This window comes from Longimicrobium sp. (genome assembly GCF_036280135.1).
Lineage (GTDB): Bacteria > Gemmatimonadota > Gemmatimonadetes > Longimicrobiales > Longimicrobiaceae > Longimicrobium.
This window is the reverse complement of record NZ_DASURI010000330.1, coordinates 1-15,251: the sequence shown is the minus strand read 5'-3', so window position 1 is coordinate 15,251 and position 15,251 is coordinate 1. Positions and strand designations below refer to the sequence as shown.

Below are 15,251 nucleotides of genomic sequence, written 5' to 3'. Positions count from 1 at the left end.
CCACAAACTGCGTGGGGGAGGGAGGTGGCGCGGGCGAGATCGGCGCGCGCAGGACGACTTTGCACGGGCCGCCCCCGTCGCTGCGCGACGAAGGGCCCTCTCCCCCGACCGCCTTTTCGCTCGTTCCTAGCGACGGCGGTCGACCCCTCCCCCAACTTCGGGGGAGGGGTTGGCGAGCGGGCGAGATCGCGCATGGTCGTGCAGTTCTCCCCCTCCCCCGCGAAGCGGGGGCAGGGGGCCGGGGGGTGGGGGCCCTCGCCCGTGCGAGACACCGTCCGTCTGCCTCGATTCTCATCCGCCCATGCAGCGCCCTGACGACTTCGCGCGCCGCGTCTGGGCCGGCGAGGGCGGCGCGCTCGGCGCCGCCCTCCGCGTTGCGCTGGCGCCGGCGGAGGCCGCGTTCCGGGGCATCGTCGCGGCGCGGAACGGGGCGTACGACCGCGGGTGGATGCGATCCGAGCAGGTCGGGCTGCCGGTGATCAGCGTCGGCAACGTGGCCGTGGGCGGGGCGGGGAAGACGCCGTTCGCGGCGTGGCTCGCGCGGCGGCTGGCGGACTGGGGACGAAAGCCCGCCATCGCCCTGCGCGGCTACGGCGAGGACGAGATCGTGCTGCACCGCGAGCTCAACCCCGACATCCCCGTCTTTCGCGGCAAGCGCCGCGCGGACGCCGCCCGCGAGGCCCTGGCCGCCGGCCGCGACACCGTCGTCCTGGATGACGCGTTCCAGCACCGCGCCCTCGCCCGCGACCTGGACCTCGTGCTGATCCCCGTGGAAGGCTGGGAGCCGCGCCCGCACGTGCTGCCGCGCGGGCCCTGGCGCGAGGGGCTGGACGCGCTCGCCCGCGCGCACGTCATCGTCCTCACGCGCAAGAGCGCGGACGCGGCGCGCGCGGAGACCGTCGCGGCGGAGGTCGCGCGCCTGCAGCCGGGCACGCCGGTCATCCGCGTGGCGCTGCTGCCGTCCGGTCTCGTTCCTCTGCGGGGCGGCGCGGGGACGACCGTCGATGCGCTGGCGGGCCGGCGTGTGCTCGCCGTGGCGGCGCTGGCCACGCCGGAGCCGTTCTTCGCCACGCTGCGGCAGGCGGGCGCGGAGGTGGATGCGGCGGCGTACCCGGATCATCATCCCTTCTCGGCGGATGATGCGCGGGCGCTGGTGGCACGCGCGGCGGGGCGGATGCTGGTGATGACGCACAAGGACGCGGTCAAGCTGCGCGCGCTGCTCCCCGCCGACGCGGACGCGTGGGTGCTGGAGCAGCGCGTGGTGATCGAGAGCGGCGCGGATGCGCTGGACGTCGCGCTGCGGCGCGCGCTAACGGAGCACGAGGGATGATGCAGGCGGACGTCGTCGTCATCGGCAGCGGCATCGCGGGGCTCAGCTTCGCCATCAAGGTGGCGAAGTACGGCTCCGTGGCGCTCATCACCAAGAAGAGCCGGCCGGAAAGCAGCACCAACTGGGCGCAGGGCGGCATCGCGGCCGTCTTTGGCGAGGACGACTCGCCCGCGCTGCACATGGAGGACACGCTGGTGGCCGGGGCCGGCCTCTGCCACCCGGACGCCGTGGACGTGCTCGTGCGCGAGGGGCCGGAGCGCGTCCGCGAGCTCATGCAGATGGGCGTGGACTTCACCCGCGAGCAGGGCGACCTGTCGCTGGGGCTGGAGGGCGGGCACTCGCGGCGCCGCATCGTCCGCGCGGATGACCTGACGGGGCGCGAGATCGAGCGCGCCCTGCTGGCCGCCGCGGCCGCCGCGGGGATCGTCATCTACGAGAACCACCAGGCGGTAGACCTGCTGATGGCGACGGATCCCGGCACGCTGGGCGAGCGCTGCTGCGGCGTGCTGGTGCTGGACACGGAGACGGGCGCGCTGGAGCCGTTCCTGGCCCGCGCCGTCATGCTCGCCACGGGCGGATGCGGGCAGGTCTACCGCCACACGACCAATCCGTCCATCGCCACGGGCGACGGCGTGGCCATGGCGTACCGCGTGGGCGCGCGCGTGGCGAACATGGAGTTCATCCAGTTCCACCCCACGGCGCTCTATCCCGCCCGGGAAAAGACCTTCCTCATCAGCGAGGCGGTCCGCGGCGAGGGCGCCGTGCTGCGCCGGCGCGACGGCTCCACGTTCATGGAGGGCTACCATCCGCTGGCGTCGCTGGCGCCCCGCGACGTGGTGGCGCGCGCCATCGACCGCGAGATGAAGCGTACGGGCGACCCCTTCGTGCTGCTGGACTGCTCGGCCATCCCCGAGCACGAGATCCGCGAGCGCTTTCCCAACATCCTGCGCGAGACGGCGGAGCGGGGGACGGACATGCTGCGCGAGCCGCTGCCCGTGGTGCCCGCCGCGCACTACCTGTGCGGCGGCGTGCTGACGGACACGCACGGCCGCACCTCCGTCCCCGGCCTGTACGCCGCGGGGGAGACGGCGTGCACGGGCGTGCACGGCGCCAACCGCCTGGCCAGCAACAGCTTGCTGGAGGCGGTCGTCTTCGCGCACCGCGCGTCGGAGCGGCTGGGGCCGCAGCTGCAGGTCACGCGTCAGCTGGAGCCGCGCGTTCTCCCGGCTTCCTCCGGCCGCGCGCAGCCGGAGGGCGTGCTGCTGGTGCACGACCGCGAGGAGATCCGCAACGTGATGTGGGACCTCGTGGGCATCGTCCGCAGCGACGAGCGCGTAGCCGTCGCCGAGGCGCGCCTGCGGCAGATCTCGCTTCACGTCAACGGCATCTGGGCCGAGTCGGCGCCCACGGCGGACCTGGTGGAGCTGCGGAACGTGATCCAGGCGGCGCTGCTCGTCGTCCGCTGCGCCATCCTGCGCAAGGAAAGCCGCGGCCTGCACTACACGGTCGACTATCCGTCGCGCGACAACGAACACTGCCTGCGGGATACCATCGTTGTGCGGTAGCCTGTTTTCTGCGAGATTTTGAACCAGCAGAAATCTCTTGAACCGAGGGTCCTATCCATGCCTCAGACGATCGCTCCCGAGGAACTGTTGATCGAGGAGGTCGAGTCCGCCGCGCTGCAGCTTCCGCGTGAGGAACGGGCCCGGCTGGCGGCGCGGCTGCTCAACAGCCTTGATGCACAGCCTCACTATGAGGAGGCCTGGGCCGCCGAGCTCCGCGAGCGCATCCGTGCCTTCAAGGCGGGCGAAATGAAGGCGATCTCCGAGGAGCAGGCGCTGGCGGAAGCCGAGGAACTGCTTCGGTGAAAGCACGCATCCAGCTTACCGAGGGGGCGCAGGGAGAGCATCTCGCGATCCTCCGCTACTATCGGTCTGGCGGTGTGGAGATCGCACGGGCGTTCAATCACGAATTCCAGCGTCAGCTGCGGCTGCTGAAGGATCGGCCCCGGCTGGGAGCCCCGTATCTAGAAGGAACACGGCGGAAGGTGTTCCGGCAGTTCCCCTATTCGTTCGTCTACGTTCTCGAAGCAGAAGACCTGATCACGATCCACGCGGTGCCGCACCACAGTCAGGATCCGGACTACTGGCTGGAGCGCGTGAAAGCCCGCCGTCGATGAAGATCGCAGTCGCTGCCGTGGGGAAGGCGAAGGGCGCCGTGGGCGAGGCCATCGGAGAATACGAGGTCCGCGCGCGGCGCTATTTCGCGTTCGAGTCGCACGAGGTCAAGGAGGAGCAGTACCGCGGCCGCGGCGACGCGCCCCGCGTGCGCGACGAGGAAGGCAAGCGCCTGCTCGCGCGCGTGCCCGCCGGCGCGGAGCTCGTGGCGCTGCACGAAACGGGCAGGGCGTGGGACTCGCACCGGCTGGCGGCGTACCTGGCCGGGCTGCAGCTGCGCGCCAGCCCCGGCGCGGCGTTCGTCATCGGCGGGGCGTACGGGCTCTCGGACGAGATCCTGGCGCGCGCCAGCCACACGCTCGCCTTGGGCGCCATGACGCTGCCACACGAGCTGGCGCGGCTGGTGCTCACGGAGCAGCTGTACCGCGCGGGGACCATCAACCGCGGTGAGCCGTATCACAAGGGCAGGGAGTAGGGCCGTCCGTGGAAGGTACACCGTGGAATCCAGGTAACCGGGAACGATCTCTGATGGGCAACATGAGGGGATCTGCTCAGGCGGCGGCGAGCCCCGCGACGGGTTCCCGCACCCGGAGCGCGCCTGGGTTGCTCGCTTCGTGGGCCGGATTGTGGATGATGCTCATCCTGAGCGGCTGCTCGACAGGGCTTCGGCAGAAAGGTCCGGAGCCCAACCAGTTCGCGTCGCTGGACGAAGCCCTCGCGGCATTGCCGCCCGGGTCCCTGCCGCCGATCTACATCCTCGACGGGACGATGTATCTTCAGCGCGAGCAGCTTCCCCCGCTCCGGGAGGTACGGTCGGTGGAAGTGGTTCCGCGCTACTGTTGCATGGCCTCGGTTGTCGTGGACGGCCGGTGTCCGCCGGTGATCCAGATCAGGACCAGCCGGCAGCCGAAGTATCCGTGACGGTGACGCGGCCTCGCTGGCTCCCGCTCCGGAGTCGCGATCTGGATTCCGCCTCCGTTTCGATCTGGGCTGATTTGGATGCGCGGACGGACTGGAATGGGTCCCCGGGGTGAGATGTTCGCTCCACGGGCATTCTCGAAAGCTGATTTCCGGATCGAGCGTCCAGTTTTCGGCCCGGGAGACACGCGGTGTTGCTCGCGGGCGGGGAAGCTTGTAATCTGTAACCTGTGTGGTTGCTCATTCGCGATGGAATCTTTTCGGCGACCAAGGGCGGTGGAGATCGCGTCCCCGCGCTTCCTGATCGGGAGGGCCCCCTGAGGCTCGACATCGAAGTCACACCACTGCGCGGCTCGCGCCTGGTGGACGACTACCGCGCCGGCCTGCCCAGGGCCGCGCGCTTTTTCGCCGGCAACCCCGACGACCTGGACGCCTTTCGCGTCAAGCTGGACGAGGTGCGCCGCCGCTTTGGACGGGCGGAGCGCGAGCGGGCGGCCGCCGCCGTACGCCCCACCTCCGCGTCGGCCGCGGCGCGGCTGGCGCGCTTCGTGGAAGAGGGCGGCGCCATGGTGACCACCGGCCAGCAGGCCGGCCTGTTCACCGGGCCGCTGTACACGGTGCACAAGATCCTCACCGCCATCCGCCTGGCCGCCGCGCTGGAGGAGGCGCTGGGGATCATCGTGCTTCCCGTCTTCTGGTCCGCCTCCGAGGACCACGACTTCGCGGAGGCCAACCACGCCGACGTGGTGGACGGGGCAGGGAAGCTACGCCGCCTCTCCGTCGCCGCGACGGACTCCCGTCCGCTCCCCATGAGCGAAATGAGACTGGGAGCGGATGCAAGTGATGTCTCAGGTGAACTGCGGGAACTCCTTTGTTCCCTTGGGAGTACCGCTGATCACCTCAGGGGTTTCTTGGAGCCGTATCAGCCCGGGCGGACCGTGGCGGAGGCGTTCCGGGAGACGATCGAGCGGCTCTTCGCGGGCTTCGACCTGCTGGTGACGGAGGCGTCCGATCCCCACGTCAAGCAGGGCTCGCTCGCCGTCCTGCGCGGCGCGGTGGAAGACGCGGCGGAGCACGAGCGGCTCATCCGCGAGCGCACGGAGGAGATGGAGGCCGCCGGATACGCGGCGCCCGTGACGGTGATGCCGGACGCGGCCAACGTCTTTTTCCACGGGCCGGAGGGCCGCGAGCGCCTGGCCCGCGCCGGGGACGGGTGGACGGTTCCCGGCGCCCGGATGCGCTTTTCCACGGAGGAGATCGCCGCGCGGATGCAGGCGGATCCCGCCGCGTTCAGCCCCAACGTGTTCCTGCGGCCGGTGGTGGAATCCGCCGTCTTTCCCACGCTGGCGTACGTGGGCGGCCCGGCCGAGACGGCGTACTTCGCGCAGATCGGACCGCTGTTCCGCGCGTACGGCATCCGCCCCCCCGTCGCCTATCCGCGCCTGTCCGTGCGCCTGGTGCCGGACGAGGTCGCGGAGAAGGCGCGTGCCCTGGCGCTGACGGACGAGGAGCTGCGCCTGCCGGAGCACGAGCTGGTGAGCCTCGTGGCCCGGCGGCGGCTGCCGGCGCACGTTAACGAGCGTTTGCACGCCCTGCGCGCCACGCTCGTGGACGGCTTCGGCGAGCTGATGGACGCGGGGATGGAGATCGACTTCAACCTGGACGTGGCCCTGGGCGCGCGGCGCAACCGGGCGCTTCTGGAGGTGGCCGAGGCGGAGCGCAAGATCCTGGCGCACTTCAAGAAGGCCGATCCGGGGATCGCCCGCGACCTGCCGCTGGTGCGCAACCACCTGGCGCCCGGCGGAACGCCGCAGGAGCGCGTGCTGAACGTCCTTCCCTACCTGGCGCTGCAGCCCACGCTGCTGCACGACATCGCGGAACGGATGAGGATCTCGTTAAGCCGGGGATCCGCGGAGCCGCCACCCGTTCCGGATGGCGCGCTCCATGCACCCGCGCGCCCCCAGCCGGCGGGCATCTCGCCGGACTCGATCTCCTGAACCGAACTCGCCCGCCGGGACGTCCCGCGCGGGCGTTCTTCCTCCCGAAGCCGCCGATGAGCGCCGACCGATCCGAGCCCGTTTCGCCGCGCATCCCCGAACCGGATCCCGACGAGACGCTGATCATGCCCGCGCCGGGCACCGAGGCGCTGGAGCACGGGTCGCTCTCCAGCGATCCCGAGGACGAGACGGTGCAGCCGGCCGCCGCCGTCCCCAAGGCGGCGAAGTCGTCCACGGCCGCGTCGGCCATGGTGGCGGCGGGCATCCTGCTCAGCCGCGTGATGGGCCTGGTGCGCGAGAGCGTGTTCGCCGCGTACTTCGGGACCACGGCGTTCGCGGACGTGTTCCGCGCCGCGCTCAAGATGCCCAACTTCCTGCAGAACATGCTGGGCGAGGGCACCCTGAGCGCGTCGTTCATCCCGGTCTACTCCGAGCTGCTGCACGAGGGCAGGGAACGCGAGGCGGGAAAGCTGGCCGGCGCCATCTTCGGCCTTCTGGCGGCGGGCGCGGGCGCCCTGGCGCTCATCGGCGTACTGGGCGCGCCGCTCATCACCACCGTCTTTCTCCCCGGCTTCGAGGGCGAGCGCTACGAGCTGGCCGTCCACATCACGCGCATCCTGTTCCCCATGGCGGGGATCCTGGTGCTGTCGGCGTGGTCGCTGGGCATCCTCAACAGCCACCGGCAGTTCTTTCTGCCGTACTTCGCGCCCGTCTTCTGGAACGCGGCCATGATCGCCACGCTGCTCCTGATGGGCAGCCGCCTGTCGCTGGACCGGCTGGTGGTGGCGCTGTCGTGGGGCGCGCTCATCGGCGGCGCGCTGCAGTTCCTGGTGCAGCTGCCGGGCGTGCTCAAGGTGGAGAAGGGGCTGCGCTTCTCGTTTGGCCGGGGCGTGCCGGGCGTGCGCGACGCGGTGACCAACGCGGGCCCCGCCATCACCGGCCGCGGCGTCGTGCAGATCAGCGCGTGGGCCGACACCTGGCTGGCGTCGCTGCTGAGCGTGGGCGCGCTGGCCATCTTTGGCTACGCCAGCACGCTGTACCTGCTGCCCATCAGCCTGTTCGGCATGTCGGTGGCGGCGGCGGAGCTGCCGGAGCTCGCGCGCCAGCGGCAGGGAAACACCGAGGCGCTGCGGCTGCGGACGTCCGCCGGCCTGGAGCGCATCGCGTTCTACATCGTCCCCTCGTTCGTGGCGTACGCGGTGCTGGGCGACGTGGTGATCGCCACCATCTATCAGCGCGGCGAGTTCACGCGGGCCGACACGCTCTCCACGTGGGTGGTGCTGCTGGGCTTCACGACGGGCCTGATCGCCACGACGGGGTCACGCCTGTTCTCGTCCACCTTCTTCGCCCTGCGGGATACCAGGACGCCGGCGCGGTTCGCCGTCATCCGCGTGGTGCTGTCCATCGTGCTGGGCATCGTGCTGATGCTCACGTTCGAGGGCGTGAAGGTGGACAAGTGGGGGATGAACATCCCCGCCGGGCCCCTGGGGCACCTGCGCGTGGGCGGGCAGCCGCTGGGCGTGTTCGGGCTCACGCTGGGCGCGGGGATCGCGGCGTGGATCGAGTGGTGGATGCTCAAGCGCGCCCTTCGCGCCCGCATCGGCGCGGTGGGCGCGGGCGCGGGGCCGCTGTCGCGGATGTTCGCGGCGGCGATCGCCGGCGCCGCCGCGGGCTGGGGCGTGCGGCTCCTGCTGCCGGACGGCGTGAGCTCGCTCATCTCCGGCGTGCTGATCCTGGGCGTGTACGGGCTGGTGTACTTCGGCGTGGCGGCCGCGCTGGGCCTGGAGCAGAGCGGCGCCATCTTCCGCCGCATCAAGGGGATGCTGGGGCGGCGGTAAGGGACGGTTCCGGCGGGTGGAAGCCGACCAGACGGCATTCGTGCGGATGGGGACGGATCGCGCGGAAGGGCCCCCACCCGCTCGATAGCTCGCGACCTCCCCCGCTACGCGGGGGAGGTGAAGGTTCGCCTCACGATGGACGGATCGCGCCGGGAGCGGCCCGCCCCTCTCCCGGCCTCTCCCCGCTCGTTCCTCGCGGAGAGAGGAGAACCCATCCCGTGCACGAATGGGCATTCGCGCGCTGAACCGTCCATGAGAACAACCCCTCCCCCGGAGTTGGGGGAGGGGTCGCCGCCGAGCCGCGAGGAACGAGCGGCGCAGGCGGCGGGGGAGAGGGCCCCCCGTCGCGCAGCGACGGGTCCCCGCCTTCCCTCCAGTCTCTGTCAATCGCCCGATCCCGATCTGCCCAATCCCGATCTGCCGATCCCAAGCCGCTGTCCCTCAATCCGCCCGATCCCGATAGCCCATGCCGCCCGATTCCCATCCGTCCGCTGCCCCCTCCGATCCGCGCGCCCTCGCCGAGTCCATCCGACGCGCGCTGATCGCGGCGGGGGAGGCGGCGTACGAGGACGCGGGAATCCAGGGGCTCTGCGCGGAGGGACGCTGGGAAGCCGCCGTCTCCGCCATGCGCGCCATCGACGTCGAACGCCTCGCTCTCCGCTCATCCGCGGACGCCGATCCGAAGGCGCCCACGTCGGCCTAAACCGCGCCGTTCCGGGTGTGACCGGAACGGCGCGATCGGTGTATCATCCTCTCCCGTGAATCACGACCGATCCGACGCGCCGTTCGCCGTATGATGCCGCTCGACACCACCACGCTGGACGCCAAGCTCCGCCACCTCACCACCGCCCCCGGCGTGTACCTGATGAAGGACGCCGAGGGCACCATCATCTACGTGGGCAAGGCCAAGTCGCTGCGCCCCCGGGTGCGGTCGTACTTTCAGTCCGGCGCGCAGCACGGCATCAAGACCCGCGAGATGGTGCGGCGGGTGACGGATTTTGACACGATCGTCGTCCGCAGCGAGGCCGAGGCGCTCATCCTGGAGAACAACCTCATCAAGGAGAACCGCCCGCGCTTCAACATCAACCTCAAGGACGACAAGACCTATCCGTACATCAAGGTGACGGCGGAGGCGTTTCCCCGCGTGTTCGTCACCCGGCGGCTGGTTCGGGACGGCGGGCGCTACTTTGGCCCGTACACGGACGTGCGGCGCATGCGGCAGTCGCTGGAGCTGGTGAAAAAGCTGTACACCGTGCGCTCCTGCCACTACAACCTGCCCAGGGACGTCCCCGCGCGGCCGTGCCTAGACTACCACATCGGCCGGTGCAAGGCGCCGTGCGTGGCGTTCCAGTCCGCGGACGAGTACAGCGCCATGGTCGAGGAGATCACCGAGGTGCTGGGCGGCCACACGCGCCTGGTCGCGCGGCGGCTGCAGGCGGAGATGATGAAGGCCGCCGAGGAGATGAACTTCGAGCGGGCCGGCGAGCTGCGCGACAGCATCAAGCAGCTGCAGTCGCTGGAGCGAAAGCAGCAGGTGCTGGACGTGTCCGGATCGGATCGCGACATCGTCGGCTTCGCGCGCGACGGGGCGGACGCGTGCGGCGTGGTGATGCAGATCCGCGAGGGCAAGCTGCTGGGCCGCGAGGCGCAGTTCATCACCGGCCTGGAGGACGAGAGCGACGCGGAGGCCCTGTCCGCCTTCGCCACCCGCGTCTACGCCGACCGCCTGCACCGCGACGCCGACAGCATGCCGCCGGAGGTCTTCTTCGGCCTGGACTTCGAGGACCGGCCGGTGCTGGAGGAGCTGCTGCGCGCGGAGGCCAGGCGCGCCGTGCGGCTGCACGTGCCCCAGCGCGGCGAGAAGGTGCAGCTGGTGGAGCTGGCGGACCAGAACGCCCGCCACCTGCTGGAAGAGCGCAAGCTGATGGGCAACACGGCCGCCGAGCGCGCGCCGGACGCCCTGTACGAGCTGCAGGAGGTGCTGGAGCTGAGCACCGTGCCGCGGCTGATGGTGTGCTTCGACATCTCGCACACACAGGGCACGGAGACGGTGGCATCCGCCGTGTTCTTCGAGAACGGCGAGCCGGCCAAGGGCGAGTACCGCAAGATGAAGATCCGCGGCGAGTGGGGGAACGACGACTTCGCGAGCATGCACGAGGCTGTCACCCGCTGGTTCACGCGCCGGGTGGAGGAGGGCAAGCCCCTGCCGGACCTGACGGTCATTGACGGCGGCAAGGGCCAGCTGGGCGCCGCGCTCAAGGCCCTGGCGGGCTTGGAGGCGCTGGACCTGCCGCAGCTGGCGGTGATCGGCTTGGCCAAGAAGGAGGAGGAGATCTTCCTGCCCGGGCAGTCCACGAGTATTCGCCTGCCGCGCCGCAGCCCCGCGCTGCGCCTGCTGCAGCGCCTTCGCGACGAGGCGCACCGCTTTGCCATCACCTACAACCGCAAGCTGCGGACAAAGCGCACCATCCGCTCGGAGCTGTCCACCATCCCCGGCGTGGGCCCCAGCCGGCAAAAGGCGCTGCTGGCCAAGTTCGGCTCCATGCGCGGCGTGATGGCCGCCACGGAGGCCGAGATCGCTGCGCTTCCCGGCTTTGGCGCCGGGCTCGCGAAGAAGGTGAAGGAGGCGCTGGGGGGAGGAAAGGCGGCGTAGGGCGGGTCGGGTGAAGCCCCGTTCGCACCCGCCGCCGGAGCGAATGAATTCGCCGCTGGAAAGGCACGAAGTCCGCCTTCGCGGACTGCCCCAGCGCAGATCGTCGCGTGTGCACCGGGGGCGCCCATTGAGCAGTTGAAGCCTCACGCAGTTTGTGAGGCTTTCCGCAGTTGTTGCGGCGGGTTTCTCGCGCACGCTGGTGAAATGATATACCGACCGACATCGTTCGCGGGGACTTGACAGCGTGTGCACTCCGTGTGACTCTTGGGTGTCCACATCGTGTGCCTCAAACTTTGGGAATGGAGGTGACCAGATGATGATGCTGGAGTCCTTGCACGAAGAGGCACGGGCCGCCAACGATCGCCTTGGACAGTCAATGGACGTGTTCATCGCCGAGATGGCCGCCGCCCGCGCGTGGGCGAGCACCGCCGGACTCCCACCGCCCATACCTTCTGCCCTGAGCAACGATGAGCAGCCTGTCCGATCTGGGCCAGCGAGTCGCGGACCTGTATAGGGAGATCGTAACCACCACCGTCCGCTTCGAAAGCCTGAGCCGTGAGACCACCACCGCGGTCGCGGAGATCAAAACGGCCGTCCAGTGGTTCGACGAGCGGATGCAGCAGATGCACCTGGACCACGTGCGGGAGCGCGCGGAACTATCCAGCCAGATCAAGGGCCTGGAGGCGCGACTCGACGCGCTGAGCGAAAGCGCCCTTCACGCCGTCGCGCGCGACGCCGCCCGGCAGGCGATGCAGGGCCTCCTCGTGGAGGGTGAGCCTCCGACCGCCGCAATCCGCATCCTGGACGCCGGAAGCCACCGCCTTGGCCCGAGCACCTCGTGAATCCGCGGATCCGTCACGAAAAAAGAACCGCAGCGCCCGTTGGGGACGCTGCGGTTCTCTTTTGGGTAGCGGATCGGACCGGCGTTCGACGCTCAGACTGCCGCGTGCTCCGGCACGTGCGTGAGCCAGCCGTGCGTATCCGCCGCGCGGCCGCGGACGATGTCCAGGTAGCGCTGCTGGATCTGCCGCGTGACGGGCCCCATCCGCCCCTCGCCCACCGTGATGCGGTCCACACTGCGGATGGGCGTGACCTCACTGGCCGTCCCCGTGAAGAACAGCTCGTCGGCCAGGTACAGCCACTCGCGCGGCACGCCCACCTCGCGCGTGGGGATGCCCAGGTCCGCGGCGATCCGGAGGATGCTGTCGCGGGTGATGCCGTTGAGGTTGGTGCCGTCCAGCGCCGGCGTCATCAGCACGCCGTCGCGGACCAGGAACACGTTCTGCCCCGTGCCCTCGCTCACCAGCCCGCCCGGCCCCAAGGCGATGGCGTCGGCGTAGCCGTCCTCGATGGCCTCCATGCGCCCCAGCTGCGACAGCAGGTAGTTGCCGGCCGCCTTGGCGCCCGCCGGGTAGGTGTTGGGCTCCTGGCGCTGCCAGCTGGACACCTTTACGTCCACGCCCTGCTCCAGCGCGCCCTCGCCCAGGTACGTGCCCCAGGGCCAGCACGCGATGTACACCTCCAGCGTGCTCCCCACGGGCGACAGGCCGGCGCTGCCGTAGCCGCGCACCACCATGGGCCGGATGTAGCACTCGCGCACGCCGTTGCGGGCCACGATGTCCACGCACGCTTCACTGATCTGCTGCATGCGGTCGGCGATGTCCATCCGGTAGATCTTGCACGAGTCCTTCAGCCGGCGCAGGTGCGCGTCCAGGCGAAAGATCGCGGGCCTCTCGGACGTTTCGTAGGCGCGGATGCCCTCGAACAGCGAAGAGCCGAACTGCAGGGAGTGTACGAGCACGTGCACGTTGGCTTCGCGCCAGGGCACCCACTGCCCGTCGTGCCAGATCCACTCGGTCTCGTTGATGTTGCTGGCCATCGGTCCTTCGGCTGCTCGAAAATGGAAGGGTGATCCGGGCCCGCCGCGCGGGCGCAGCAAATTGACACCCGCGGCCCCGCGGGGCCAGGGGCCGTAACGGAAACCGCCGTCCGCGTGTCATCCATCGGGCCCTGCCATCCTGGCCGCGCCCCCCGCGTACGCTTCGTGCGTTGGTGCTCGGGCGCGGGGACCAACGGACAACACACGGAGCGCAGAACCGGGAGAGGGCTGGATGAAGATCGCCGTGCTGATGGGGGGGACGAGTGCGGAGCGGGACGTGTCGCTGGCGTCGGGGCTGGCCATTACGAAAGCCCTGCGCGAGCGGGGGCACGACGTCTCCGTGGTGGATACGGCGACGGGGTTCATCCCCGAGGGAGAAGAGAAGGACCTGCTCCCCGGCGGCGTAAAGAGCGCGCCGCCCAGCAACATCGCCCAGGCGCTTCCGCTCATCGGCCTGGGGCAGGTGGAGCAGCTGCGGTCCGCCGACCTGGCGTTCCTGGCGCTGCACGGCGGCGCGGGTGAGGACGGCACGGTGCAGGCGCTGCTGCAGCTGGTGGGTGTGCCGTACACGGGCTCGGGGCCGCTGGGCTCCGGCATCGCCATGGACAAGGACGTCACCAAGCGCCTGCTGCGCGACTCGCAGGTGCCCACGCTGCCCTGGCGGGTGGCCCGCGCGCCGTCGTTCGCATACGACCCCGACACCATCGAGGACCTCGTCGGGCTGCCCTGCATCGTCAAGCCGTCGCGGCAGGGAAGCAGCGTGGGCATCCACGTGGTGAACGACGCGTCGGAGCTGCAGGCAGCCGTGCAGGATGCCTCGCAGTACGACAGCGAGGTGATGATCGAGCGCTTTGCCAAGGGCCGCGAGCTCACCGTGGGCATCCTGGGCGACCAGGCGCTGCCGCCCGTGGAGATCCGCCCCAAGAAGGGCATCTACGACTACGAGAGCAAGTACACGCCGGGGATGACGGAGTACCTGTGCCCCGCGCCCCTGGACGAGGAGGTGGTGGCGCAGATCCAGGCGTACGCCCTGCGCGCGTTCAAGGTGCTCAAGCTGCGCGGATACGGGCGGATCGACTTCATCCTGGCCAAGGAGCAGCTGTTCTGCCTGGAGGCCAACACGCTCCCGGGGATGACGGCCACGAGCCTGCTGCCCAAGGCGGCGGCCGCGTCCGGCATTGACTTTCCCGAACTGTGCGAGCGCATCGCGCGGAGCGCGGTGGCCGGCTGACCGGGTCCCACGCGCCCCGGCGAAGGCCGACGGAGCCGCCGCCGGGGTGCGTGAAGCCGGACGCGTGGGGCGGGTGACTACCGCGCGGACGGTGTGCGGGTTTATCCTCCAGTGGCGCGGGACCGCGTCGGCGGGACCGGTGTAGTGATGGGCAGGCGGCCCCGGACGGCCGCGCGGCCTTTCCCCGAAGCACGCAATTCTTCTTTTCGCAATGGCTTACCGGGATTCATACGGGGGCGGAGGGTTTGGCGGGGGGTTCGGCGGCAGCACCCTCACCCCCTGGGTCAAGCGCCTGCTCATTGCCAACACGGCCCTCTACGTGGCCGTGCTGCTGGGCCGATTTTTCCTGCCGCCCGGCTTCGTGCGCGACTGGGTCGCGTTCCAGCCGGCGGACTTCCTCACGCGGCCGTGGACGCTGGTCACGTACGCGTTCTTCCACGCGGGGGTCATGCACCTGCTGTGGAACATGCTCACGCTCTTCTTCTTCGGCCCGCCGCTGGAGGAGAGATGGGGCTCGCGCGGGTTCCTCAAGGTGTACCTGGTGGCGGCCGCCGGCGGGGCGCTGTTCTCGGTGCTGTTCGCCTTCCTGGATCCGGGCACCTACATCGTGGGCGCGTCCGGGGCCACGCTGGGCCTGATGATGGCGTTCGCCATGATCTGGCCCGACATGGAGGTGCACATCCTGGGGATCATCCCCGTGAAGATGAAGTGGCTGGTGGGCGCCCTGGTGTTCATCAACCTGGCGACGGCGCTGGAGGGCGGATCGGGGACGGCCGTGCTGGCGCACCTGGGCGGCATGGCGGCCGCGGCGCTGCTGCTCAAGAGCCCGTGGGCGCCCAGCGCCTGGGGCGAGCTTCCCAACCGGCCGCGCCGCGCGCAGCAAAAGCGCACCACGGCGCTGGTGCCCTGGGGCGGCAAGAAGCCCGCGGCCACGGCGCAGGCCGCCGCCACGGCCACGCAGGCCCGTCCCGCGCCCACCCGTTCGGCCAAGGCGGAGCGCGAGCTGCTGGACGACGTGGACCGCATCCTGGACAAGATCAGTGCCCAGGGCCTGGCGTCTCTGACGGAGGAGGAGCGCAAGCGGCTGGACGAGGTGAGCCGGCGGTATCGCACGAACTGAGGCAGGGCATAGAACTGCGGGGCACAGGGGAGAGGTTACAAGGGACAACCGGCGACGACGGTTCCCGGCAGATCAGGCTCCGGCTCCCGCAGCCGATGATGACGAGAA

General features: G+C 70.3%; 14 protein-coding genes. 13 read left to right on the top strand and 1 reads right to left on the bottom strand.

The window, feature by feature from the left end; genetic code table 11:
- The first annotated feature begins 301 nt into the window (after positions 1–301).
- The 11 genes from VFZ20_RS10475 to VFZ20_RS10425 all read left to right on the top strand — a co-directional run bounded on the left by VFZ20_RS10475 (position 302) and on the right by VFZ20_RS10425 (position 11,755).
- Complete coding sequence (locus VFZ20_RS10475) at positions 302–1,330, top strand: tetraacyldisaccharide 4'-kinase (protein ID WP_329683817.1); 1,029 nt, start codon at positions 302–304, stop codon at positions 1,328–1,330.
- A complete protein-coding gene (nadB, locus tag VFZ20_RS10470) occupies positions 1,327–2,895 on the top strand; it encodes an L-aspartate oxidase (RefSeq protein ID WP_329683816.1) in 1,569 nt (522 codons plus the stop codon). Before VFZ20_RS10475 ends, nadB begins: the two co-directional genes overlap by 4 nt.
- 57 nt (positions 2,896–2,952) lie before the next feature.
- Positions 2,953–3,198: an addiction module protein gene (locus VFZ20_RS10465; protein WP_329683815.1), complete on the top strand. Its 246-nt coding sequence runs from the start codon at positions 2,953–2,955 to the stop codon at positions 3,196–3,198.
- The gene (locus VFZ20_RS10460; protein ID WP_329683814.1) at positions 3,195–3,509 is read left to right on the top strand and encodes a type II toxin-antitoxin system RelE/ParE family toxin; all 315 of its coding nucleotides are present in this window, start codon (positions 3,195–3,197) and stop codon (positions 3,507–3,509) included. The genes VFZ20_RS10465 and VFZ20_RS10460 overlap by 4 nt, the downstream gene beginning before the upstream one ends.
- Entirely contained in the window at positions 3,506–3,982 is a 477-nt protein-coding gene (locus VFZ20_RS10455; RefSeq protein WP_329683813.1) for a 23S rRNA (pseudouridine(1915)-N(3))-methyltransferase RlmH, read from the top strand. Before VFZ20_RS10460 ends, VFZ20_RS10455 begins: the two co-directional genes overlap by 4 nt.
- A 155-nt stretch (positions 3,983–4,137) precedes the next feature.
- Positions 4,138–4,428, top strand: a complete 291-nt coding sequence (locus VFZ20_RS10450; protein ID WP_329683812.1) for a hypothetical protein — start codon at positions 4,138–4,140, stop codon at positions 4,426–4,428.
- 359 nt (positions 4,429–4,787) lie between these two features.
- Positions 4,788–6,422: a bacillithiol biosynthesis cysteine-adding enzyme BshC gene (bshC, locus tag VFZ20_RS10445; RefSeq protein ID WP_329683811.1), complete on the top strand. Its 1,635-nt coding sequence runs from the start codon at positions 4,788–4,790 to the stop codon at positions 6,420–6,422.
- A gap of 56 nt (positions 6,423–6,478) precedes the next feature.
- Positions 6,479–8,260, top strand: a complete 1,782-nt coding sequence (gene murJ / locus VFZ20_RS10440; protein ID WP_329683810.1) for a murein biosynthesis integral membrane protein MurJ — start codon at positions 6,479–6,481, stop codon at positions 8,258–8,260.
- A 466-nt stretch (positions 8,261–8,726) separates the two neighbouring features.
- Positions 8,727–8,963 carry a hypothetical protein gene (locus VFZ20_RS10435; RefSeq protein ID WP_329683809.1) on the top strand — a complete coding sequence of 79 codons (237 nt, stop codon included), beginning with the start codon at positions 8,727–8,729 and terminating at the stop codon, positions 8,961–8,963.
- 90 nt (positions 8,964–9,053) lie between these two features.
- Complete coding sequence (uvrC, locus tag VFZ20_RS10430) at positions 9,054–10,913, top strand: excinuclease ABC subunit UvrC (RefSeq protein WP_329683808.1); 1,860 nt, start codon at positions 9,054–9,056, stop codon at positions 10,911–10,913.
- A 467-nt stretch (positions 10,914–11,380) separates the two neighbouring features.
- The gene (locus VFZ20_RS10425; RefSeq protein WP_329683807.1) at positions 11,381–11,755 is read left to right on the top strand and encodes a hypothetical protein; all 375 of its coding nucleotides are present in this window, start codon (positions 11,381–11,383) and stop codon (positions 11,753–11,755) included.
- Between the two features lie 92 nt (positions 11,756–11,847).
- Here VFZ20_RS10425 and VFZ20_RS10420 read toward each other — a convergent pair whose 3' ends face one another.
- Positions 11,848–12,792 carry a branched-chain amino acid transaminase gene (locus tag VFZ20_RS10420; RefSeq protein WP_329683806.1) on the bottom strand — a complete coding sequence of 315 codons (945 nt, stop codon included), beginning with the start codon at positions 12,790–12,792 and terminating at the stop codon, positions 11,848–11,850.
- Positions 12,793–13,024: 232 nt separating this feature from the next.
- Here VFZ20_RS10420 and VFZ20_RS10415 point away from each other — a divergent pair, with 232 nt between their 5' ends.
- Together VFZ20_RS10415 and VFZ20_RS10410 are read left to right on the top strand one after the other, a co-directional pair.
- The gene (locus tag VFZ20_RS10415) at positions 13,025–14,023 is read left to right on the top strand and encodes a D-alanine--D-alanine ligase (RefSeq protein ID WP_329683805.1); all 999 of its coding nucleotides are present in this window, start codon (positions 13,025–13,027) and stop codon (positions 14,021–14,023) included.
- 211 nt (positions 14,024–14,234) lie between these two features.
- Positions 14,235–15,143 (top strand): rhomboid family intramembrane serine protease, encoded by a 909-nt coding sequence (locus VFZ20_RS10410; protein WP_329683804.1) that lies wholly within the window; start codon positions 14,235–14,237, stop codon positions 15,141–15,143.
- The last annotated feature ends 108 nt before the right edge of the window (positions 15,144–15,251 follow it).

Excerpts from the sequence above, each read along its gene's own strand:
- VFZ20_RS10475 (WP_329683817.1), top strand. The coding sequence starts at position 302 with ATGCAGCGCCCTGACGACTTCGCGCGCCGCGTCTGGGCCGGCGAGGGC.
- VFZ20_RS10450 (WP_329683812.1), top strand. The coding sequence starts at position 4,138 with ATGATGCTCATCCTGAGCGGCTGCTCGACAGGGCTTCGGCAGAAAGGT.
- VFZ20_RS10435 (WP_329683809.1), top strand. The coding sequence starts at position 8,727 with ATGCCGCCCGATTCCCATCCGTCCGCTGCCCCCTCCGATCCGCGCGCC.
- uvrC (WP_329683808.1), top strand. The coding sequence starts at position 9,054 with ATGATGCCGCTCGACACCACCACGCTGGACGCCAAGCTCCGCCACCTC.
- VFZ20_RS10455 (WP_329683813.1), top strand. The coding sequence starts at position 3,506 with ATGAAGATCGCAGTCGCTGCCGTGGGGAAGGCGAAGGGCGCCGTGGGC.
- murJ (WP_329683810.1), top strand. The coding sequence starts at position 6,479 with ATGAGCGCCGACCGATCCGAGCCCGTTTCGCCGCGCATCCCCGAACCG.
- VFZ20_RS10415 (WP_329683805.1), top strand. The coding sequence starts at position 13,025 with ATGAAGATCGCCGTGCTGATGGGGGGGACGAGTGCGGAGCGGGACGTG.
- nadB (WP_329683816.1), top strand. The coding sequence starts at position 1,327 with ATGATGCAGGCGGACGTCGTCGTCATCGGCAGCGGCATCGCGGGGCTC.
- VFZ20_RS10465 (WP_329683815.1), top strand. The coding sequence starts at position 2,953 with ATGCCTCAGACGATCGCTCCCGAGGAACTGTTGATCGAGGAGGTCGAG.
- VFZ20_RS10410 (WP_329683804.1), top strand. The coding sequence starts at position 14,235 with ATGGCTTACCGGGATTCATACGGGGGCGGAGGGTTTGGCGGGGGGTTC.
- VFZ20_RS10425 (WP_329683807.1), top strand. The coding sequence starts at position 11,381 with ATGAGCAGCCTGTCCGATCTGGGCCAGCGAGTCGCGGACCTGTATAGG.
- VFZ20_RS10420 (WP_329683806.1), bottom strand. The coding sequence starts at position 12,792 with ATGGCCAGCAACATCAACGAGACCGAGTGGATCTGGCACGACGGGCAG.